General features: G+C 63.3%; 19 protein-coding genes and 1 other RNA gene. 6 read left to right on the top strand and 14 right to left on the bottom strand.

All coding sequences use genetic code 11. The annotated features are described in order from the left end of the window. Positions 1-299: 299 nt before the first annotated feature. Positions 300-611 (top strand): ribosome assembly RNA-binding protein YhbY, encoded by a 312-nt coding sequence (gene yhbY, locus LRS53_RS23360; protein ID WP_017640628.1) that lies wholly within the window; start codon positions 300-302, stop codon positions 609-611. Here yhbY and LRS53_RS23365 read toward each other — a convergent pair. The 9 genes from LRS53_RS23365 to grpE form a co-directional block, all read right to left on the bottom strand. After that, positions 599-1,051, bottom strand: a complete 453-nt coding sequence (locus LRS53_RS23365) for a hypothetical protein (RefSeq protein ID WP_064308124.1) — start codon at positions 1,049-1,051, stop codon at positions 599-601. The genes yhbY and LRS53_RS23365 overlap by 13 nt on opposite strands. Continuing rightward, on the bottom strand, positions 1,029-1,505 hold the full coding sequence (greA, locus tag LRS53_RS23370) for a transcription elongation factor GreA (RefSeq protein WP_017640630.1): 477 nt from the start codon (positions 1,503-1,505) through the stop codon (positions 1,029-1,031). The genes LRS53_RS23365 and greA overlap by 23 nt, the downstream gene beginning before the upstream one ends. Continuing rightward, positions 1,502-4,723, bottom strand: coding sequence for a carbamoyl-phosphate synthase large subunit (gene carB / locus LRS53_RS23375; protein WP_093257093.1), 3,222 nt, complete (start codon positions 4,721-4,723; stop codon positions 1,502-1,504). Before carB ends, greA begins: the two co-directional genes overlap by 4 nt. Positions 4,724-4,744: 21 nt before the next feature. Then, positions 4,745-5,401, bottom strand: a complete 657-nt coding sequence (gene leuE, locus LRS53_RS23380; protein WP_007162660.1) for a leucine efflux protein LeuE — start codon at positions 5,399-5,401, stop codon at positions 4,745-4,747. A gap of 21 nt (positions 5,402-5,422) precedes the next feature. Then, positions 5,423-6,559 carry a glutamine-hydrolyzing carbamoyl-phosphate synthase small subunit gene (carA, locus tag LRS53_RS23385; RefSeq protein ID WP_017640632.1) on the bottom strand — a complete coding sequence of 379 codons (1,137 nt, stop codon included), beginning with the start codon at positions 6,557-6,559 and terminating at the stop codon, positions 5,423-5,425. 176 nt (positions 6,560-6,735) lie between these two features. Further along, on the bottom strand, positions 6,736-7,542 hold the full coding sequence (gene dapB, locus LRS53_RS23390) for a 4-hydroxy-tetrahydrodipicolinate reductase (RefSeq protein WP_231357454.1): 807 nt from the start codon (positions 7,540-7,542) through the stop codon (positions 6,736-6,738). A 54-nt stretch (positions 7,543-7,596) separates the two neighbouring features. Then, positions 7,597-8,730 (bottom strand): molecular chaperone DnaJ, encoded by a 1,134-nt coding sequence (dnaJ, locus tag LRS53_RS23395; RefSeq protein ID WP_007162663.1) that lies wholly within the window; start codon positions 8,728-8,730, stop codon positions 7,597-7,599. 113 nt (positions 8,731-8,843) lie between these two features. Further along, positions 8,844-10,772, bottom strand: coding sequence for a molecular chaperone DnaK (gene dnaK / locus LRS53_RS23400; protein ID WP_017640634.1), 1,929 nt, complete (start codon positions 10,770-10,772; stop codon positions 8,844-8,846). Between the two features lie 93 nt (positions 10,773-10,865). Continuing rightward, a complete protein-coding gene (gene grpE / locus LRS53_RS23405) occupies positions 10,866-11,432 on the bottom strand; it encodes a nucleotide exchange factor GrpE (RefSeq protein ID WP_017640635.1) in 567 nt (188 codons plus the stop codon). A gap of 167 nt (positions 11,433-11,599) precedes the next feature. Here grpE and recN point away from each other — a divergent pair, with 167 nt between their 5' ends. Then, positions 11,600-13,267 (top strand): DNA repair protein RecN, encoded by a 1,668-nt coding sequence (recN, locus tag LRS53_RS23410; RefSeq protein WP_017640636.1) that lies wholly within the window; start codon positions 11,600-11,602, stop codon positions 13,265-13,267. A gap of 63 nt (positions 13,268-13,330) precedes the next feature. On the opposite strand, the gene fur is transcribed toward recN, so the two are convergent. Further along, complete coding sequence (fur, locus tag LRS53_RS23415) at positions 13,331-13,735, bottom strand: ferric iron uptake transcriptional regulator (protein WP_007162667.1); 405 nt, start codon at positions 13,733-13,735, stop codon at positions 13,331-13,333. 94 nt (positions 13,736-13,829) lie between these two features. Here fur and LRS53_RS23420 point away from each other — a divergent pair, with 94 nt between their 5' ends. Next, complete coding sequence (locus LRS53_RS23420; protein WP_017640637.1) at positions 13,830-14,366, top strand: outer membrane protein assembly factor BamE; 537 nt, start codon at positions 13,830-13,832, stop codon at positions 14,364-14,366. A gap of 7 nt (positions 14,367-14,373) precedes the next feature. Here LRS53_RS23420 and LRS53_RS23425 read toward each other — a convergent pair whose 3' ends face one another. Together LRS53_RS23425 and LRS53_RS23430 are read right to left on the bottom strand one after the other, a co-directional pair. Beyond that, a complete protein-coding gene (locus tag LRS53_RS23425; RefSeq protein ID WP_231357455.1) occupies positions 14,374-14,679 on the bottom strand; it encodes an RnfH family protein in 306 nt (101 codons plus the stop codon). Next, positions 14,672-15,106: a type II toxin-antitoxin system RatA family toxin gene (locus LRS53_RS23430; RefSeq protein ID WP_017640639.1), complete on the bottom strand. Its 435-nt coding sequence runs from the start codon at positions 15,104-15,106 to the stop codon at positions 14,672-14,674. The genes LRS53_RS23425 and LRS53_RS23430 overlap by 8 nt, the downstream gene beginning before the upstream one ends. A 172-nt stretch (positions 15,107-15,278) precedes the next feature. Here LRS53_RS23430 and smpB point away from each other — a divergent pair, with 172 nt between their 5' ends. Together smpB and ssrA are read left to right on the top strand one after the other, a co-directional pair. Further along, entirely contained in the window at positions 15,279-15,755 is a 477-nt protein-coding gene (gene smpB, locus LRS53_RS23435) for an SsrA-binding protein SmpB (protein WP_007162671.1), read from the top strand. Between the two features lie 81 nt (positions 15,756-15,836). Further along, positions 15,837-16,189, top strand: a transfer-messenger RNA (tmRNA) gene (gene ssrA / locus LRS53_RS23440). A gap of 45 nt (positions 16,190-16,234) precedes the next feature. Here the strand turns inward: ssrA and ssb are convergent. Beyond that, positions 16,235-16,804 carry a single-stranded DNA-binding protein gene (ssb, locus tag LRS53_RS23445; protein WP_231357456.1) on the bottom strand — a complete coding sequence of 190 codons (570 nt, stop codon included), beginning with the start codon at positions 16,802-16,804 and terminating at the stop codon, positions 16,235-16,237. 25 nt (positions 16,805-16,829) lie between these two features. Beyond that, a complete protein-coding gene (locus LRS53_RS23450; RefSeq protein WP_231357457.1) occupies positions 16,830-18,218 on the bottom strand; it encodes an MFS transporter in 1,389 nt (462 codons plus the stop codon). A gap of 269 nt (positions 18,219-18,487) precedes the next feature. Here LRS53_RS23450 and uvrA point away from each other — a divergent pair, with 269 nt between their 5' ends. After that, positions 18,488-21,322: an excinuclease ABC subunit UvrA gene (gene uvrA / locus LRS53_RS23455; RefSeq protein ID WP_231357458.1), complete on the top strand. Its 2,835-nt coding sequence runs from the start codon at positions 18,488-18,490 to the stop codon at positions 21,320-21,322. The last annotated feature ends 592 nt before the right edge of the window (positions 21,323-21,914 follow it).

Below are 21,914 nucleotides of genomic sequence, written 5' to 3' on the forward strand. Positions count from 1 at the left end.
GAGCAGCCCAACGCACTCAGCTCGCTCATATGGGGGCCAAGTCGTAAATAACAAGGTCTCTTGGCAAGCACTTGATAGCTTGCCAAGCGGAGGGTCAACGTCGGCATCCTGCCGGCGTTCTCTCGGCCTTCGGAATCTTCAGCATCGCCATCCTTTCAGGCTGACTCGACGCCGCGCCTGTCGAGGTGCTCCTTGAGCGGACGAGGCAGGTTCCACCGGGCTAATGGCAAGTTGTCGCGTATCGCTGGGCGGCACCGGGCAGCTGGGATAAACTCTTCGGCTTTTATCTGGGGTGAATTATGGCGCTCAACAACGAGCTTAAAAAGCGGTTCAAGGCGATCGGTCATCAACTCAAGCCGGTGGTCACCATCAGCGAGAACGGCCTGAGCGAAGGCGTGCTGGGCGAGCTCGACCGCGCACTGAACGATCATGAACTGATCAAGATCAAGCTGGCCGTCACCGAGCGCGAAGACCGTCGCGCCCTGATCGATGAGCTGTGCGCGTCGAGCAAGGCCGAGCTGGTGCAGGTGATCGGCAAGATGGCGCTGATCTATCGCAAGGCTCGCGAGCAGAACCGCAACCTGTCCAATGTGGTGCGCTACACCGTCTGATTGCCCGGCGCGCGCCCGGGAACGGGCTGTAGCACCAGGATCAGACCGCAGAGCAGCAGGACCAGGTAGCCGGCCAGAGCGGTCGGCCCGGCCCAGAAGCGCGCCAGTTCGTTCTGCAGCAGCACAGCGAGTGCGCTGGCCAGCAGCAGCTGGCCACGCAGGTCACGCCACAAGGCGCTTACACCCGCCCACCACACCAGCACCACGATCTGGGTAAAGACCCCACCGCCTGCGGCGCTGAGCATCATGCGCAGCAATTCTTCGCGCCCGGACTGGATCAGCAGGGGCGCCCAGCCCGCCTGGGCGAGCGCCACGGGGATGCACAGGTGCAGGGCGACCAGCGGGCCGACCCAGAACACCTGGGCCAGCTGCCAGGCTGCGGCGAGCAGCCTGGCGAGCCAGCCGCCGGTGCGAGGATCAGAGGTGACGGACGGCGACAATTTCGTATTCGACATTGCCGCCCGGGGTCTTCACCAGCACCACGTCGCCTTCTTCCTTGCCGATCAGGGCACGGGCGATGGGCGAACCCACCGACAGCTTGCTCTGCTTGATGTCCGCCTCGTCGTCACCGACGATCTGGTAGGTCACCGTCTCGTCGGTTTCGGTGTTGGCGATCTCCACCGTGGTACCGAAGATCACCTTGCCGGTGTGCGGCAGGGCGGCCACGTCGATCACCTGAGCATTCTGCAGGCGGCCTTCGATGTCGCGGATACGGGCCTCGACCATGCCCTGCTGTTCGCGAGCGGCGTGGTATTCGGCGTTCTCCTTGAGATCGCCCAGCTCGCGCGCCTCGGCGATGGCCTGGGTGATCTGCGGGCGCAGTTCGGTCTTGAGGTGCTTGAGCTCCTCTTCCAGGGCGCGAGCGCCCTGGACGGTCATCGGGTACTTGGTCATGCCTTCACTCCTGCATGCAGATCTTGCAGCCGGCGCACGGTCTTTTCGGCGCCGAATTTCAAAGCTTCGCAAATGGCCTGGCCGCCGGCAATGGTGGTGGTACAGCAGAGCTTGTGCTGCAGGGCGTTGCGGCGGATCGAATAGGAATCGGCGATGGACTGCCGGCCTTCGGTGGTGTTGATGATCAGGGTGACTTCGTCGTTCTTGATCATGTCGACCACATGGGGGCGACCCTCGGTGACCTTGTTCACGCGACGCACCGGCAGACCGGCCGCCTCGATCACCCGCGCGGTACCGGCGGTGGCCACGACCTCGAAGCCGAGGCTGACCAGATCGCGGGCGACCTGCACGGCTTCGGGCTTGTCGTCGTCACGCACGCTGATGAAGGCGCAACCGGAATTCGGCAGGATCTCGTTGGCACCCAATTGAGCCTTGGCGAAGGCTTCGCCGAAGCTGTCGCCGACCCCCATCACCTCGCCGGTGGACTTCATCTCCGGGCCGAGGATGGGGTCGACACCGGGGAACTTGTTGAAGGGGAACACCGCTTCCTTGACGCTGAAGAAGGGCGGGATGATCTCCTGGGTAAAGCCCACCTCGGCCAGGGTCTTGCCGGCCATGACCCGAGCGGCCACCTTGGCCAGGGATTCGCCGATGCACTTGGAGACGAAGGGCACGGTACGGGAGGCGCGCGGGTTGACCTCGATGACGTAGATGTCTTCGCCCTGCACGGCCATCTGCACGTTCATCAGACCGACCACGCCGAGTTCCAGGGCCATCTTCTTGACCTGCTCGCGGATCTCGTCCTGGATGTGCTTGGGCAGCGAATAGGGCGGCAGCGAGCAGGCGGAGTCGCCGGAGTGTACGCCGGCCTGTTCGATGTGCTGCATGATGGCGCCGATCACCACGGTCTTGCCGTCGCACACCGCATCCACGTCCACCTCGATGGCGCAGTTGAGGAAGTGGTCGAGCAGCACGGGGCTGTCGTTGGACACCTTCACCGCTTCGCGCATGTAGCGCTTGAGTTCTTCTTCCTGGTAGACGATCTCCATCGCCCGGCCGCCCAGCACGTAGGAGGGGCGCACCACCATCGGGTAGCCGATGTTCTTGGACAGGGCCAGGGCCTCGTCTTCGCTGCGCGCGGTGGCGTTGGCCGGCTGCCGCAGATTCAGGCGCTGGACCATCTGCTGGAAGCGCTCGCGGTCTTCGGCGCGATCGATGGCGTCGGGGCTGGTGCCGATGATGGGCACGCCGGCCTCTTCCAGGGCGCGGCAGAGCTTGAGCGGGGTCTGGCCGCCGTACTGGACGATGACGCCCTTGGGCTGCTCAACGCGAACGATCTCCAGCACGTCCTCCAGGGTCACCGGTTCGAAGAACAGGCGGTCGGAGGTGTCGTAGTCGGTGGAGACGGTTTCCGGGTTGCAGTTGACCATGATGGTCTCGTAGCCGTCTTCACGCATAGCCAGGGCCGCGTGCACGCAGCAGTAGTCGAACTCGATGCCCTGGCCGATGCGGTTGGGACCGCCGCCAAGGATCATGATCTTGTCGCGACCGCTGGGCTTGGCCTCGCACTCTTCCTCGTAGGTGGAGTAGAGGTAGGCGGTGTCGGTGGCGAATTCGGCAGCACAGGTGTCCACCCGCTTGTACACCGGCAGCACCTTGAGCTTGTGGCGATGGGCCCGCAGGTTCTTTTCGGTGACGCCGAGCAGCTTGGCCAGGCGTGCATCGGAGAAGCCCTTGCGCTTGAGCTTGCGCATCAGGTCGTAGTCGAGATCGGCCAGACCCAGGGTCTTGATGCGCTCTTCGTCCTTGATCAGGTCTTCGATCTGCACCAGGAACCAGGGATCGATACGGGTCAGCTCGAAGACCTTGTCCAGGCTGTAGCCCTGACGGAAGGCGTCGCCGATGTACCAGATGCGATCGGCACCGGGCACGGTCAGCTCGCGCTTGAGGGTGCTGTCGGCCTCGGGATCGGTCGGGTCCAGCTTGGGATCGAAGCCGACCACGCCCACTTCCAGACCGCGCAGGGCTTTCTGCAGGGATTCCTGGAAGGTACGGCCGATGGACATGACCTCGCCCACGGATTTCATCTGGGTGGTCAGACGAGCGTCGGCCTTGGGGAATTTCTCGAAGGCGAAGCGCGGGATCTTGGTGACCACGTAGTCGATGGCCGGCTCGAAGGACGCCGGGGTACGCCCGCCGGTGATGTCGTTCTGCAGCTCGTCCAGGGTGTAGCCGACCGCCAGCTTGGCGGCGATCTTGGCGATGGGGAAGCCGGTGGCCTTGGAGGCCAGCGCCGAGGAACGCGACACTCGCGGATTCATCTCGATCACCACCATGCGCCCGGTGTCCGGGCAGATGCCGAACTGGACGTTGGAGCCGCCGGTCTCGACGCCGATCTCGCGCAGCACCGCCAGGGAGGCGTTGCGCAGGATCTGGTATTCCTTGTCGGTCAGGGTCTGGGCCGGGGCCACGGTGATGGAGTCACCGGTGTGCACGCCCATGGGATCGAAGTTCTCGATGGAGCAGACGATGATGCAGTTGTCCTTCTTGTCGCGGACCACCTCCATCTCGTATTCCTTCCAGCCGATCAGGGATTCGTCGATCAGCAGCTCGTTGGTCGGCGACAGGTCCAGACCGCGGTTGCAGATCTCCTCGAACTCTTCGCGGTTGTAGGCGATGCCGCCGCCGGTGCCGCCCATGGTGAAGCTTGGCCGGATGATGCAGGGGAAGCCGACCTTCTCCAGTACGCCGTAGGCTTCTTCCATGCTGTGGGCGATGCCGGAGACCGGGCAGGCCAGGCCGATGTCCTTCATGGCCTTGTCGAAGCGCGAGCGATCCTCGGCCTTGTCGATGGTGTCGGCGTTGGCACCGATCATCTCGACGCCGAACTTCTCCAGCACGCCATGACGCTCCAGGTCCAGGGCGCAGTTCAGCGCGGTCTGGCCACCCATGGTCGGCAGCAAAGCGTCGGGACGCTCCTTCTCGATGATCTTGGCCACCGTCGCCCACTTGATCGGCTCGATGTAGGTGGCATCGGCCATGGAGGGGTCGGTCATGATGGTGGCCGGATTGGAGTTCACCAGGATGACGCGGAAGCCTTCCTCGCGCAGGGCCTTGCAGGCCTGGGCGCCGGAATAGTCGAACTCGCAGGCCTGGCCGATGACGATGGGGCCGGCTCCGAGGATCAGGATGCTCTTGATGTCTGTACGCTTAGGCATGGGCTTCTCGAATGCAGGTAATCAGGTCAGGGTCGCGGTGGCCAACTTCACACCGAACCCTACGAACAGGGCGCCGACGCCACCGGTGGCGCCCGCGCTGAGGCGACGCCGCTGACGGAACCAGGCCGCCAGGCGAACGCCGCAGAAAATCAGGAACGACAGGTAGCAGAAGCTGATCGCCTCCAGTACCGCGCCCAGCACCAGGAAGGACAGCGCCGGATGGGCGTAACCGGGGTCCACGAACTGGATGAAGAAGGAGACGAAGAACAGGATCGCCTTCGGATTCGACAGACTCAGCAGCAGCGCCTTGCGGAACGGCTGGTGGACGTCTTCGCGCAGGGTCGCCTCGGCCTGACCCTGGGCCGGGCTGCGCCAGGACTTGAGTCCGCCGCGCAACATGCCCCAGCCAAGGTAGAACAGGTAGGCCGCGCCCAGGTACTTGAGGATCTGGAAGAACAGCGGCTCGGCCTTGAGCAGCGAAGCAACGCCCAGGGCCGAGAGCAACATCAGCACGGCGTCACCCAGGAACACGGCCGAGGCCGCCTGGTAACCGCTGCGGATGCCGCGCTGGGCGCTGGTAGCAAGCACGAAGAAGGAATTGGGGCCAGGCAACAGGATGACGAACAGGGTCCCGACCACATAGGTCCAGAAGTCGATGACACCCAGATTCGCCAGCATGAGCCTTACCCTCCTTTCGTCTTAGCGGCGCGCGGCCATGGCCTGGATGAACTTATCGAACAGCGGTGCCACGTCGTGCGGACCAGGGCTCGCCTCGGGGTGCCCCTGGAAGCTGAAGGCGACCTTGTCGGTACGCTCGATGCCCTGCAGGGTGCCGTCGAACAGCGACTTGTGGGTGGCCCGCACATTGGCCGGCAGACTGGCCTCGTCCACAGCGAAGCCGTGGTTCTGGCTGGTGATCATCACCACGCCGCTGTCGAGATCCTGCACCGGATGGTTGGCGCCGTGGTGACCGTTGGGCATCTTCACCGTCTTGGCGCCGGAAGCCAGGGCCAGCAGCTGGTGGCCCAGACAGATGCCGAACACCGGGATCTCGGTTTCCAGAACGTCCTGGATCGCCTTGATGGCGTAGTCGCAGGGCTCGGGATCGCCCGGGCCGTTGGCCAGGAAGATGCCGTCGGGTTGCAGCGCCAGGGCTTCGCTGGCCGGGGTCTGGGCCGGCAGCACGGTGATGCGGCAGCCGCGAGCCACCAGCATGCGCAGGATGTTCAGCTTGACGCCGTAGTCGAAGGCCACCACGTGGTAGGGCAGTTGCTCGGCCGGAATCTCGGCGTGACTGTCGGTTTCCAGCGACCAGACGCTGGAGCGCCACTCGTAGCGCTCCTTGACGCTGACTTCCTTGGCCAGGTCCATGCCCTTGAGGCCGGGGAAGGCGCGGGCCAGTTCCAGCGCGCGCTCTTCGGTGGCGTCTTCACCAGTGAGGATGCAGCCGTCCTGAGCACCCTTCTCGCGGAGGATGCGGGTCAGGCGACGGGTGTCGATGCCGGCAATTGCGATGGTGCCGTTTTCCTTGAGATAGTCCGGCAGCGATTGCTTGTTGCGCCAGTTGCTGGCCAGCAGCGGCAGATCACGGATGATCAGCCCGGCGGCCCAGACCTGGGCGGCCTCACCATCCTGCGGCGTGGTGCCGGTGTTGCCGATGTGCGGATAGGTCAGGGTGACGATCTGCTTCGCATAGGAAGGATCGGTCAGGATTTCCTGGTAGCCGGTCATGGCGGTGTTGAACACCACTTCGCCGACCGTGTGGCCGTCGGCACCGATGGATTCACCGCGAAAGATGCTGCCATCGGCAAGTGCGAGTATGGCTGGCTTAGTCAAGAAGACCTCCGAAAATCAAGCCTTGGCGGGCAAACGCAGGGTGCAAAAAAACGGGATGACATCTCGAAGAGTCATCCCGTTTTAATGTTGTGATTTCATTCTGCGCTAGCTTTTAGTGGATACACTAAAGCTGCATTGTACACGAAATGATCACGCCTTGCACCCCCACGAGTGGGTCAGCGCAACTCCAGCACGTCCTGCATGTCATATAGCGCCGGCTGTTTGTCCTTGAGCCAGAGCGCCGCGCGCACCGCGCCCTTGGCGAAGGTCATGCGACTGGAGGCCTCGTGGGTGATCTCGACCCGCTCGCCTTCGCTGGCGAAGAGCACCGTGTGATCGCCCACCACGTCCCCGGCACGCACGGTGGCGAAGCCGATGGTCTGGCGATCACGGGCGCCGGTCTGGCCTTCGCGACCATAGACGGCCACCTCTTCCAGATCGCGACCCAGTGCCTGGGCGACGACCTCGCCCATGCGCAACGCGGTACCCGAGGGTGCATCGACCTTGTGTCTGTGGTGCGCCTCGATGATCTCGATATCGACCTCGTCACCCAGCACGCGGGCAGCGGTATCCAGCAGCTTGAGGCAGAGATTGACGCCGACGCTGAAGTTGGCGGCGAAGACGATGGGGATTTCCTTGCTGGCTTCCAGCAGGGTCAGCTTCTGCTCGGCGGTGAAGCCGGTGGTGCCGATCACCATGGCCTTCTTCGCCTTGCGGCAGAGCGCCAGATTCTGCAGGGTCACGTTGGGATGGGTGAAGTCGATGAGGACATCGAAATCATCCAGCACCCGCGCCAGGTCACCGGACAGCATCACCCCGTTACGGCCGATGCCGGCGAGTTCGCCCGCGTCGGCACCCACCAGGCTGCTCTCGGGACGATCCACCGCCGCAGTCAGGCCGGCAGCGCCCTGGGTCTGCTGGACCGCTTCGATCAGGGTCTTGCCCATGCGCCCCGCGGCGCCCATTACAGCTATACGTCGCATCATCAGCTCCAGGCTGCTGGCCGGGCGCCGCCTCGCGACGACGCCCCTGCCGGTTTAGAGGTCGTCGAAGAAGCGCTTCATGCCGTCGAACCAGCCACTGGCGCGGGGCGAATGGGAGCTGTCGCTCTGCAGGGTGTTGCGGAATTCCTCGAGCAGCTCGCGCTGACGCCGGCTCAGGTTGACCGGGGTTTCCACCACCACCTTGCACATCAGGTCGCCGGCGCCACCGCCACGCACGGGCGTCACGCCCTTGCCACGCAGGCGGAACATCTTGCCGGTCTGGGTGCCCTCGGGGATCTTCAGCTTGACGCGGCCATCCAGGGTCGGCACTTCCAGTTCGCCCCCTAGGGCGGCGTCGGTGAAGTTGATCGGCACCTCGCAATAGAGATGCTTGCCGTCGCGCTGGAAGATCGAGTGCTCGCGCACATTGACCACTACGTAGAGGTCGCCGCTAGGGCCACCCAGGGTCCCGGCCTCGCCTTCGCCGGTCAGGCGGATGCGGTCGCCAGTGTCGACGCCCGCCGGCACCTTGACCGACAAGGTCTTCTGCTCTTCCACGCGGCCCTGGCCATGACAGGCGTTGCAGGGCTCGGGAATGATCTTGCCGCTGCCGTGGCAGCGCGGGCAGGTCTGCTGCACCGAGAAGAAGCCCTGCTGCATGCGCACCTGGCCGATACCGCCGCAGGTGGGGCAGGTGGACGCCGAGGTACCCGGCTTGGCGCCATTGCCGTCGCAGACCTTGCACTCGACCAGGGTGGGCACGCGAATGGTGACCGTGGTCCCGCGCACCGCCTCTTCTAGATCCAGGTCCAGGGTGTAGCGCAGGTCGGCGCCGCGCTGCGGACCGCCACGACCACCGGCGCCACCGCGGCCGCCGAAGAAGTCACTGAAGACGTCGCCGAAGATGTCGGAGAAGCTCGCGCCACCGGCCGCACCACCGAAACCACCGCCGCCCATGCTCGGATCGACGCCAGCATGGCCGTACTGGTCGTAGGCCGAGCGCTTGCCCGCATCGGACAGCACTTCGTAGGCCTCGGCGGCCTCCTTGAACTGCTCCTCGGCAGCCGCGTCCCCCGGATTGCGATCCGGGTGGTATTTCATCGCCAGGCGTCGGTAGGCCTTCTTGAGCTCGGCTTCGCTAGCGCCGCGCTCGACCCCGAGCACCTCATAGTAATCACGTTTGGCCATAGACTTTCTGCACCTTAAATTTTCTCACCCTCCAGACACGCCAACGCGGGAGCAGGCTCCCGCGTAGCGGATCCGACGGGCACGAAGCCCGTCAGGTGCGGTAAGCACGGGGCTTACTTGTTGTCCTTCACTTCCTCGAACTCGGCATCGACCACGTCGTCGCCGGGCTTCTTGGCCTCACCGTCCGCCTTGGCCGAGGCGCCTTCGGCACCCGCGGCAGCGCCCTGCTCGGAGTAGAGCTTCTGGGCCAGCGGCGCGGAGGCCTGGGACAGGGCATTCATCTTGGCTTCGATGGCGTCCTTGTCGTCACCGCGCACGGCGACTTCCAGCTCGCCAATGGCCTTCTCGATGGTGCTCTTCTCTTCGGCCGTGGCCTTGTCGCCTGCCTCGGTCAGCATCTTGCGGGTGCCGTGCACCAGGGCATCACCCTGGTTGCGGGCCGCGGCCAGCTCTTCGAACTTGCGATCCTCGTCGGCATTGGCCTCGGCGTCACGCACCATCTGCTGAATCTCGTCCTCGGACAGACCGGAGGACGCCTTGATGACGATGGACTGCTGCTTGCCGGTGGCCTTGTCCTTGGCGGACACGTTGAGGATACCGTTGGCGTCGATGTCGAAGGTCACCTCGATCTGCGGCACGCCACGGGGCGCCGGCGGGATCTCGGCCAGGTCGAACTTGCCCAGCGACTTGTTCTGCGCGGCCTGCTTGCGCTCGCCCTGCAGCACGTGGATGGTCACGGCGCCCTGGTTGTCGTCGGCGGTGGAGAACACCTGCGACTTCTTGGTCGGGATGGTGGTGTTCTTCTCGATCAGCGCGGTCATCACGCCACCCATGGTCTCGATGCCCAGGGTCAGCGGAGTCACGTCCAGCAGCAGCACGTCCTTGACGTCACCGGCCAGCACGGCGCCCTGGATGGCCGCACCAATGGCGACGGCTTCGTCCGGGTTGACGTCCTTGCGCGCTTCCTTGCCGAAGAAGTCGGCCACACGCTTCTGCACCAGCGGCATGCGGGTCTGACCACCCACCAGGATGACCTCGTGGATGTCGGAGACGTCCAGGCCGGAGTCCTTCAGGGCAGTACGGCACGGCTCGATGGTGCGCTCGACCAGCTCTTCCACCAGGGACTCCAGCTTGGCGCGGGAGACCTTGACGTTCAGGTGCTTGGGACCGCTGGCATCGGCGGTGATGTACGGCAGGTTGACGTCGGTCTGGGTAGCCGAGGACAACTCGATCTTGGCCTTCTCGGCAGCTTCCTTCAGGCGCTGCATGGCCAGCGGGTCACCCTTGAGGTTCATGCCGCTTTCTTTCTTGAATTCTTCGACGAGGTAGTCGATCAGGCGGATGTCGAAGTCTTCGCCACCCAGGAAGGTGTCGCCATTGGTGGCCAGCACCTCGAACTGATGCTCACCATCGACCTCGGCGATCTCGATGACCGAGACGTCGAAGGTGCCGCCGCCCAGGTCATAGACGATCACGGTGTGGTCGCCCTTGGCCTTGTCCAGGCCATAGGCCAGAGCCGCCGCGGTGGGCTCGTTGATGATGCGCTTGACGTCCAGACCAGCGATGCGACCGGCATCCTTGGTGGCCTGGCGCTGGCTGTCGTTGAAGTAAGCCGGTACGGTGATGACCGCTTCGGTCACGGCCTCGCCCAGGTAGTCCTCGGCGGTCTTCTTCATCTTCTTCAGGACTTCGGCAGACACCTGGGGCGGCGCCATCTTCTGGCCCTTGGCCTCGACCCAGGCGTCACCGTTGTCGGCCTTGACGATCTTGTAGGGGACCATCTCGATGTCTTTCTGCACGACGTTTTCTTCATAGCGCCGACCGATCAGGCGCTTGACCGCGTACAGGGTGTTCTGCGGATTGGTCACCGCCTGGCGCTTGGCCGGCTGGCCAACCAGGGTCTCGCCATCGTTGGTGTAGGCGATGATGGACGGCGTGGTGCGGGTGCCCTCGGCGTTTTCCAATACCTTGACGTTGCCGTTTTCGAGGATCGCGACGCAGGAGTTGGTCGTCCCCAGGTCGATACCGATGATCTTGCCCATGTAGTCTTCTCCAGAAATCTCAGATTCCGCGCGGCCCGCTCAGGGGGCCTTTGATGTTCGCTTGCCTACCAGATGGGGCCGAGCGAAAGAATTTCAAGCCTTTTCGTCAATGCTCGGCTGCTGCGCTGCAGGGGCCTTGCTGACTACCACCATCGCCGGCCGCAGCAGGCGACCATTGAGCAGATAGCCCTTTTGAAACACCTTGAGCACGCTGCCCGGCTCGGCGGTGGCGCTCTCCTCCATGGCCATGGCCTGGTGGTGTTCGGGATTGAAGGGCGCGCCGTGGGGATCGACGGCCTCGACCTGATAGCGCTTGAGGGTGTCCTGCAGCATCTTCAGGGTCAGTTCCATGCCTTCGCGCATGGGCTTCAAGGTCTCGTCGGTGGCGTTGGACAGCTCCAGGCCCCGCTCCAGGCTGTCGAGCACGGGCAACAGATCGCCAGCGAATTTCTCCAGCGCGAATTTGTGCGCCTTCTCCACGTCCTGCTCAGCGCGACGACGCACGTTCTGCAGCTCGGCGACGCTGCGCAGCGACTGATCCTGGGCTGCGGCGAGTTGCTCTTCGAGCGTGGCGATGCGGGCGGCGACGTCCTCGTGCTGGACGTCACCCTGGGCCGCGGCCTCGTGCTCGGGGTTCTGGGAGTTCTGTTCGTCGGCCATGGGAGTCCTCCTGTGATATTGCCGGTGGGCGCGCCCTCTAATGGACGACGCCTTGATCGATGGCGCCTATATGGGGCCGCCGGCCGGCGCTTCAAGAGCTGTATGGATTGCCAGTGCCCAAGAGGCACTGTATAAACAGCCAGAAAACCGCTTTCGGAGATCGTCGCATGCTGGTGCATCTGTCCGTCCGCAACTACGCCATCGTCGAACACCTCGACCTCGACCTCGAGCGCGGCATGACCGTGATTACCGGCGAAACCGGCGCCGGCAAGTCCATCATGCTCGACGCCCTCGGCCTCACCCTGGGCGATCGCGCCGACAGCGACGCGGTCAGACCCGGCGCCGACAAGGCCGATGTGCTGGCCAGCTTCGATACCACCGATATCCCCGAGGCGCGCCAATGGCTTGCCGAGCGCGACCTGGAACAGGACGGTCCCTGCCTGCTGCGCCGCGTCATCACCCGCGAGGGACGCTCGCGTGGCTATATCAATGGCTCGCCCTGCCCGCTGGCTGATCTCAAGACCCTCGGCGGCCTGCTGATCGACATTCACAACCAGCACGAGCACCAGTCGCTGCTCGGCCTCGACACCCATCGCCGCCTGCTGGACGAGTACGCCGGCGCAGGCGAACTGGTCCGTCAGGTGCAGCTCGCCGCCCAACGCTGGCGCCAGGTGCGCCAGACCCTGGAGCGTCTTACCCGCAATGGCGACGAGCAACGCGCCCGTCATCAGCTGCTCAGCTATCAACTCGAAGAACTCGACAACCTCGCCCTGGCCGAAGGCGAGTTGCAGGCGCTCGAACAGGAGCAGAGCGATCTGGCGAGTGCCGAGCACATCTTGCTGGCCTGCCGCCAGGCCATGGACCTCTGTACCGAAAACGAGCAGGGCAATGCGCTGTCGGCACTCAATGCCAGCGTGGCACGCCTGACCGCCTTCGACCGCCCGCCGGCGCAGATCCAGGAAGCCAGCAACCTGCTCGCCTCGGCCCAGATCCAGATCGAGGAGGCGATGAACGAACTCAATCGCTTCGTCGATCACTTCGAAGCCGACCCGGAGCGCCAGCAGGCCGTCCAGGAGCGCCTCGACAGCGTCTACAGCCTGGCCCGCAAGCATCGGGTCCAGCCCGAAGCCCTGCTGGAGCTGCACGAACAACTGCGCAACGAACTGCAATCCTTGGACGCCGACGACGTCGCCCTGGAGCGTCTGCAGGAAGAACTGGCGGCCTTCGAGCGCCACTACCAAGAGAAGGCCGGCGAACTGAGTCGTTTGCGCGAGCAGCGGGCGCCGGAGCTCGCTGCCGCGGTCGAAACCGAGATGCAGCGCCTGGGGATGCCGGGGGGCCGCTTCAGCATCACCCTCACGCCAGGCAGCACCGGTGAGCCCCAACCGCTGGGCAACGAAGGCGTCGAATTCCGCGTCAGCGCCAACCCGGGCCAACCCCTGCGCCCGCTGGCCAAGGTTGCCTCCGGTGGCGAGCTGTCACGGATCAGCCTGGCCATCCAGGTCATCACCGCCCAGACCTCACGCACGCCCACGCTGGTATTCGACGAGGTAGACGTAGGTATCGGTGGTCCGACCGCCGAGGTGGTCGGCCAACTGCTGCGGCAGCTGGGCGAGCGCGGCCAGGTGCTGACGGTGACCCACCTGCCCCAGGTGGCGGCTCAGGGCCATCAGCACCTGTTCGTGCACAAGGAGCGCGGCACCGACGAGACGCGCACGGCGGTGGCCAAGCTGGACCGCGCACGGCGCGTGGAAGAGGTGGCGCGCATGCTGGGCGGAGTCGACCTGACCCGCGAATCCCTCGCCCATGCCCGCAAACTGGTGGTCAGCCGCTAGAAGCAGGCTACCAACAGATATGAAAAAGGCGACCTCTGAGTCGCCTTTTTCATATCTGGATCTTCACTTGCGCTGACGGATGTACAGCACCAGATTGTGATCGACCAGCTCGAAACCATGTTCTTCGACGATCTCGCGTTGACGCTTTTCGATCGAGGCATCGGTGAACTCGATGACTTCGCCGGTATCCACATCCACCATGTGATCGTGATGGCCGGTGTCGGCCAGCTCGAATACGGCATGACCGCCATCGAAATTGTGGCGCACCACCAGACCGGCCGCTTCGAACTGGGTGAGAACCCGATAGACCGTTGCCAGCCCCACGTCCTCGCCCGCTTCCATCAGCGCCTTGTAAACGTCTTCAGCGCTCATGTGGCGCTGCTCGGTGGTATCCAGCATCTGCAATATCTTGACGCGCGGCAGGGTCACTTTCAGACCCGCTTTGCGGAGTTCGTTGTTCTCTACCATGCTCTTTCTCGGTGCCGAGTGCTTTCGCAGCCCTCGGGAATACGGGTATGATCGGTGCTTCGTTGCCCAGCAAGATAGTGGAAGTCTCCCACCGATGCAAAACCTCAAGCAAACGCTGACCGGGCTCTCTCTGATGGGCCTAGCCATGCTCGCCGGCTGCTCTCTGCCGGGGGTTTACAAGATCGACATCCAGCAGGGCAACGTCGTCACCCAGGACATGATAGACCAGTTGCGCCCCGGAATGACCCGACAACAAGTCCGGTTTATCATGGGTTCGCCGCTGATCCAGGACACCTTCCATCCCAATCGCTGGGACTATCTGTACAGCCTGCAGGCCGCCGGCGGTCAGCGGAAACAGGAGCGTGTCAGCCTGGTGTTCAATGGCGAAAACCAGCTGAGTGGTCTGGCTGGCGATTTCATGCCCGGTACCAGCCGTGAACAGCAGATCATGGGTACCGATAGCGGCACTACCGTGGATCCCACTGCACCAGCGCAACCCACTGCCCCTGCAGCAGCGCCGGAAACGCCAGCCGTGCCCGGTTCGACCGAAGACAGCATCCAGAAGGAAATCGACAGCGCGCGGCCAGCCGCCGTACCGACTCCCGAACGCATTCGTACCGACGGCCAGTGATCCCTAGTTAGAGGCCAGCCTTCAACCTGGCCTCATCCGCACGTCGCTTGCGACTTTCCTTTGGATCCGCGAGCAACGGGCGATAGATCTCCACGCGGTCCCCCTCTGCCAGCCTTCGCTCATCCGGCTTGACGACCAGCTTGCCAAAGATACCAACCCGATAGCCCTCGCGCTGCTCGGGTGGCAGCTGTTCCAGCAACCCCGACGCCAACACCGCCTGCTCGACAGTGGCACCCTCCTCCACCTGCAGACTCAGCAGCCATTGCCGTTCTGGTAGTGCCAGCGCTACTTCGATGGCGAAGCACTCAGCCATAGAGGGCTCGAGCACGCTGGCAGAAGGCGTCCACCATGGTATTGGCCGCCTGATTGAACAGCGGCCCCAGGGTCGCGCGCACGATGGCGCTGTCGTATTCGAAGGACAGATCCAGCGAGATCTTGCAGGCCTTGTCCCCCAGCGCCTTGAAGGACCAGACGCCATGCAGCTGCTTGAAGGGACCTTTTTCCAGATCCATGGTGATGGATTCGTCCGGCACCAGGGTATTGCGGGTCGTGAACTGCTGGCTCAGGCCACCCTTGGCTACGGTGAGACCGGCGCGCATCAGGCCTTCGTCCTGCTCCAGGATCTGGGCGGACGAGCACCAGGGCAGGAACTCCGGATAACGGTCCACGTCATTGACCAGCGCATAGAGCGCCGAAGCAGGATAGGGCAGCAACGCCGAACGTTGGATGTGCGTGCTCATCGGAACCTCGTAGAATAGCGAATTCGGTGTCGGACCTTGAATTTGAGGGCGGCGCACGCAATTTACTCCCGCATCAGCCTGCCGCAGTCCAGAACCGCGGTATTGTCCGTGTTTGCTCATACCCGCTCAAGCGCGTGGCGACATTTCCCCCGACTCGCTGTACCCTGGAATCATGGCCAAGCAAAAGAAAGTCTCCCCCGGCAGCATCGCGCAGAACAAAAAGGCGCTACACGAATACTTCGTCGACACCCGCTTTGAAGCAGGTGTTTCCCTGGCAGGTTGGGAGGTCAAGAGCCTGAGAGCCGGCAAGGCACAGCTGACCGACAGCTATGTGCTGCTCAAGGACGGTGAAGCCTGGCTGCTGGGCAGCCACATCACCCCGCTGCAGACCGCCAGTACGCACGTCATCGCCGATCCGACCCGGACCCGCAAGTTGCTGCTCAACAAGCGCGAGCTGGGAAAGCTGTTTGGCGCGGTGCAGCAGAAGGGCTACGCCTGCGTCGCCCTGTCGCTCTACTGGAAGAAGCACCTGGTCAAGTGCGAGATCGCGCTGGCCAAGGGCAAGAAGGAGTTCGACAAGCGCGCCACCGAGCGCGAGCGCGATTCCGACCGCGAGATCCAAAGGGCCATCCGCAAGGACGCCAAATAGCCAAGCGGCCGAAAAACGTTTCGTCAGCAATGACTTGCGTCGGACGGCCGGAATTCCTATAGTGAACGACCAGCAAGTTTTGGGGGCGATTAGGATTCGACGCCGGTAACGAAACTTGAGGGGCATGCCGAGCTGGTAGCAGAACTCGTAAATTCGCTGCTGCAAACTTATAGTTGCCAACGACGACAACTACGCTCTAGCTGCTTAACGCGGCTAGCAGTCGCTAGGGGATGCCTGTAAACCCGAAACGACTGTCAGATAGAACAGGATCGCCGCCAAGTTCGCTGTAGACGTAACGGCTAAAACTTATACAGCTCGCCCAAAGCACCCTGCCCGTCGGGCCGCAATGGGTTAACTCAGTAGACAGGGCTAAGCATGTAGAACCGATAGCGGAGAGCTGGCGGACGGGGGTTCAAATCCCCCCGCCTCCACCAAAAAGAAAGGGCAGCCACTGGCTGCCCTTTTTCTTTGCCCGTCGTTTAGAACGGGATGTCGTCGTCGAAGCTGTCGTAGTCCTGCTGAGCCGGTTGCTGCTGCGGACGAGACTGCGGCTGCTGCTGGGGCCGGCTGTTGCCGCTGCCGCCATTGCCACCGTTGCCACCGTTGTCATACTGCGGGGCCGACTGCTGCGGACGGGGAGCACGCTGTTGCTGGGGCGCCGGCGCGCTCTGGTTGTATTCATCGTTGCCACCGGCATTGCCACCGCGGCCACCCAGCAACTGCATGTTGCCATTGATATCGACCACGATTTCGGTGGTGTAGCGATCCTGACCGTCCTGCCCCTGCCACTTGCGGGTACGCAGAGTGCCCTCGACATAGACCTGGGAGCCCTTGCGGATGTACTCGCCGGCGATCTCGGCGAGGCGACCGAAGAACACCACCCTGTGCCACTCGGTACGATCCTGCTGCTGGCCGGTCTGCTTGTCCTTCCAGCTCTCGCTGGTGGCCAGGGTGACATTGGTCACCGCATTGCCATTGGGCATGTAACGGGTTTCGGGATCGGCGCCGGCGTTGCCGACGAGGATGACTTTATTGACGCCACGGGCCATATGAATCTCCTGATAGGGCTGTCGATCAAGCGGCGACTGGCGTTTGGCTAACCAGTCGCTCCAATTGCGCCCGATCGACGATTTTAGTATCGATCTTGATGTAGACGGCCTGTTCTTCCGCCACCACTACCGCATCGGTCACTCCGGCCAGGGCCAACAGGCGTCCGACCAATCCCTGGTCGTTGACTAGCGCGGGCGTAACCGGCAAACGCAGACTGGTGACATAGGGCGGTTCCCGCATCGTACCAGCTACCACCGCCCATCCCAGGCAAAGCGCCGCACAACCCAGGAAGACGGTGGAGAGGCCACCATGCTGGAACAGCCAGCCACCGAGGATACCGCCCAAAGCGGAACCAAGGAACTGACTGGTGGAATAGATCCCCATGGCGGTGCCCTTGCCACCGGCCGGGGCCACCTTGCTCACCAGCGACGGTAGCGAGGCTTCCAGCAGGTTGAAGGCGGTAAAGAACACCACGATGCCGATGACCAGGGCCACCAGGCTGTTGCTGAAGAAAAAGAAGTACAGCTCGCACAGCACCAGCACACTGATGGCGCCTACCAGCACACGCTTCATGCGCCGCTTCTTTTCACCATAGATGATGAAGGGAACCATGGCGAAAAAGCCGACCACCAGCGCCGTAAGGTACACCCACCAGTGTTCTTCCTTGGGCAGGCCGGCATGGTCGGCCAGGGCCAGCGGCAGGACGACGAAACTGGCCATCAACACCGCATGTAGCGCGAGGATGCCGAAGTCCAGCCGCAACAGATCGCGATTGCGCAGGGTCGCGCCCAGCGCCTGACGCGCCAGGTTCGACTCCCGGTGGGCGAAGGGCGAGGCCTGGTGCGGGACGAGGAACAGCACGATCAGCAAACCGACCAGCGCCAGTCCGCAGGTGGCCCAGAACAGCCCGGCAAGACCATAGGCACGGGTGAGCAGGGGGCCGGCGACCATTGCCACGGCAAAGGACACGCCGATACTCATACCGATCGTGGCCATGGCCTTGGTACGGTGCTGCTCGCGGGTTTGGTCCGACAACAGCGCCATGATGGCGGCCGAAATGGCGCCGCCACCCTGCACGATACGTCCGGCGATGACGCCCCAGATGGAGTGGGCATTGGCAGCGATGGCGGCACCAAGGGCGAACACCAGCAGTCCACCAATGATGATGGGGCGCCGGCCGATGCGATCGGACAGCGTCCCCAGGGGAATTTGCAGGACCGCCTGGGTCAAACCATAGGCACCTATGGCCAGGCCAATCAGCGCCGGGGTGGCATCCGCCAACTTCTGACCGTAGGTCGCCAGGACCGGGAGCACCATGAACATACCGAGCATACGAAAGGCGAAGACCAGAGCCAGCCCAAAGGCGGCACGGCGTTCGACGCCGTTCATGGCTTCACTGCGCTTGTCGAGCATTGATAATCCTCTCGTCGGCGACAGGCTTTTACGTCGCCACACAGCTTTAAAACAGTCGTGACAATGACCATTTAGGGAGGAAGCGGTGAAGATAGCCGAGCGCTCGTCCGAACGTTCCCGACCGCCAGGATCACGAACGCCCGATCACCGCTGTCGGGCCACTAATTTTACCAGCCTTACCCCCTCTCTCACAGGCGCGGCAGATAGCCGCAGCCTGGGAAGAGACCTCTTTTCTATTGAAGCGTCGCCAAAACGAGGCAGAAGTCTACGTGGATAAAATCCTCATCCGTGGGGCCCGCACCCATAATCTGAAGAACATCGACCTTACCCTTCCCCGGGACAAGCTCATCGTCATCACTGGGCTGTCCGGCTCCGGCAAATCCTCGCTGGCCTTCGACACCCTCTATGCCGAAGGCCAGCGCCGCTACGTGGAATCCCTGTCGGCCTATGCCCGCCAGTTCCTGTCGATGATGGAAAAGCCCGATGTGGACACCATCGAAGGCCTGTCGCCGGCGATCTCCATCGAGCAGAAGTCCACCTCGCACAATCCACGCTCCACCGTGGGCACCATCACCGAGATCTACGACTACCTACGCCTGCTCTATGCCCGCGTCGGTACGCCCCGCTGCCCGGAGCATGACGTGCCCCTGGAAGCCCAGACCGTCAGCCAGATGGTTGATCAGGTCCTGGCCATGCCGGAAGGTGAGCGACTGATGCTGCTCGCCCCCATCGTGCGCGAGCGCAAGGGCGAACATCTCTCGGTATTCGAGGAATTGCGCGCCCAGGGCTTCGTCCGCGTCCGCGTCAATGGCCGCCTGCACGAGATGGACGAACTGCCCAAGCTCGACAAGCAGAAGAAGCACACCATCGAGGTGGTGGTGGATCGCTTCAAGGTGCGCGAAGACCTCCAGCAGCGCCTGGCAGAGTCCTTCGAAACGGCCCTGAAGCTGGCCGACGACATCGCCATCATCGCGCCCATGGAAGGTGAAAAGGGCGAGGAGATCGTCTTTTCCGCGCGCTTCGCCTGCCCGATCTGCGGTTTTTCCATTGGTGAGCTGGAACCCAAGCTGTTTTCCTTCAACAACCCCGCCGGGGCCTGCCCAACCTGCGACGGCCTGGGCGTAAAGCAATTCTTCGACGCCCGCCGGGTGGTCAACGAAGAGCTGAGCCTCAGTGAGGGCGCCATCCGCGGCTGGGACCGGCGCAATGTCTATTATTTCCAGATGCTCGGCTCGCTAGCGAGTCACTATGGCTTCAGCCTGGACGCCCCCTTCAAGAGTCTCGAAGACAAGCATCGCAAGGCGGTTCTCAGCGGCTCCGGTCGCGAGAGCGTCAACTTCCGCTACCTCAATGATCGCGGCGATATCGTCAAGCGTGCCCATCCGTTCGAAGGCATCCTGCCGAATCTGGAGCGGCGTTATCGCGAGACCGAATCCCAGAGCGTGCGCGAAGAGCTGGCCAAGTACCTCAGTACCCAGCATTGCCCCGACTGCAATGGCACCCGCCTGCGGCGCGAAGCTCGGCATGTCTGGGTCGGCGACAAGACCCTGCCGGCGGTCACCCGCCTGCCAGTGGGCGATGCCACCCAGTACTTCCAGGATCTAGCCCTTAAGGGCCAGCGACAGCAGATCGCCGACAAGATCCTCAAGGAAATCCGCGAGCGCTTGCAGTTCCTGGTCAACGTCGGTCTGGACTACCTGACCCTGGATCGTAGCGCCGATACCCTGTCCGGTGGCGAAGCCCAGCGTATCCGCCTGGCCAGCCAGATCGGCGCGGGCCTGGTGGGCGTCATGTACATTCTCGACGAGCCCTCCATCGGCCTGCACCAGCGCGACAACGAGCGCCTGCTGGGCACCCTGACCCACCTGCGCGACCTGGGCAACACGGTCATCGTCGTCGAGCACGACGAGGACGCCATCCGCCTGGCGGACTATGTCATCGACATAGGTCCGGGCGCTGGCATCCATGGTGGTCAGATCATCGCGGAGGGCACGCCGGACCAGGTCATGCAGCACCCCGACTCGGTGACCGGTCAGTACCTGTCGGGCCGCAAGAAGATCGTGGTACCTGCCAAGCGTACCCCGCGGGACAAGAAGAAGCTGCTGAAGCTCAAGGGCGCCCGCGGCAACAACCTGCAGAACGTCAATCTGGAGATTCCCGTTGGCCTGCTGACCTGCGTGACCGGGGTATCGGGCTCCGGCAAGTCGACGCTGATCAACAACACCCTGTTCCCCCTGACCGCCACGGCGCTCAATGGCGCGACGACCCTGGAGGTCGCGGCCCACGACAGCTTCGACGGCATGCAGCACCTGGACAAGGTGGTCGACATCGACCAGAGCCCCATCGGCCGGACCCCACGCTCCAACCCGGCGACCTATACCGGGCTCTTCACCCCCATCCGCGAGCTGTTCTCCGGCGTCCCGGAGTCCCGCTCCCGCGGCTACACCCCAGGGCGCTTCTCCTTCAACGTCAAGGGCGGCCGCTGCGAGGCCTGCCAGGGCGATGGCGTCATCAAGGTGGAGATGCACTTCCTGCCGGACGTCTACGTCGCCTGTGATGTCTGCAAGGGCAAGAGATACAACCGTGAGACCCTGGAGGTGAAGTACAAGGGCAAGACCATCACCGAGGTCCTGGACATGACCATCGAAGAGGCCCATGCCTTCTTCGAATCCATTCCGGCCCTGGCGCGCAAGCTGCAGACGCTGATGGATGTCGGCCTGTCCTATATCCGTCTCGGCCAGAGCGCTACGACCCTGTCAGGCGGCGAGGCCCAGCGTGTGAAGCTGGCGCGGGAGTTGTCCAAGCGTGATACCGGCAAGACACTCTATATTCTTGACGAGCCCACTACCGGTCTGCACTTCGCCGATATCCAGCAGCTGTTGGACGTATTGCATCGCCTGCGGGATCACGGCAATACCGTGGTGGTGATCGAGCACAACCTGGATGTCATCAAGACCGCCGACTGGCTGGTGGACCTGGGCCCGGAAGGCGGTTCCAAAGGCGGCCAGATCATCGCGACGGGTACACCCGAGGAGGTTGCGGCCGACAAGAAGTCCTATACCGGCCACTTCCTCAAGCCCTTGCTGGAACGTGATCGGGAGTAGTCCCGAGTATCGACCAGAACGCAAAAAGCCCGGCACATGCCGGGCTTTTTATTGCTCGCGTAACACTGTCGCAGGTTGGGCGGAGCACAGCGAAGCCCAATATTCGGAAGCCAACCTCGCCCCCTCAACGCCCCGTCGCAGCTCACTTGATCCCTGCAGCAGACCTGATCGTTGGGCTTTGCTGCGCTCAGCACCAACCTACACCGGCCCCTTGCCGCGTGCCTCTCTTCATCTTCAAACCAGACAGCCCGGCGTAGCCGGGCTGTTGTGCCTCTTAGGCCCTTGCGGGCTCCAGGCAGCACCCGCCTAGCGGGCACTGCTTCAAACTTTCCGCCACACCGCTCCTGGTCCCCTCTCCCCTCGGGAGAGGGCTAGGGTGAGGGCAACCTCAGGCACCTTAGACTACCGGCCTGCGCTGCTCCCCCATCCGTCCAAATGCCTTGGCGTCCGATTAAACTTTTCCCGCCCCAAAGACAACACCCCCGCCAGAGTGAACTGAGCGGGGGTGCTGGGTGTTAGGCGCTTGACGATGACCTACTCTCACATGGGGAAACCCCACACTACCATCGGCGATGCATCGTTTCACTTCTGA

This window comes from Pseudomonas sp. PLB05, from assembly GCF_021106615.1.
Taxonomy (GTDB): Bacteria; Pseudomonadota; Gammaproteobacteria; order Pseudomonadales; family Pseudomonadaceae; genus Chryseomonas; species Chryseomonas benzopyrenica.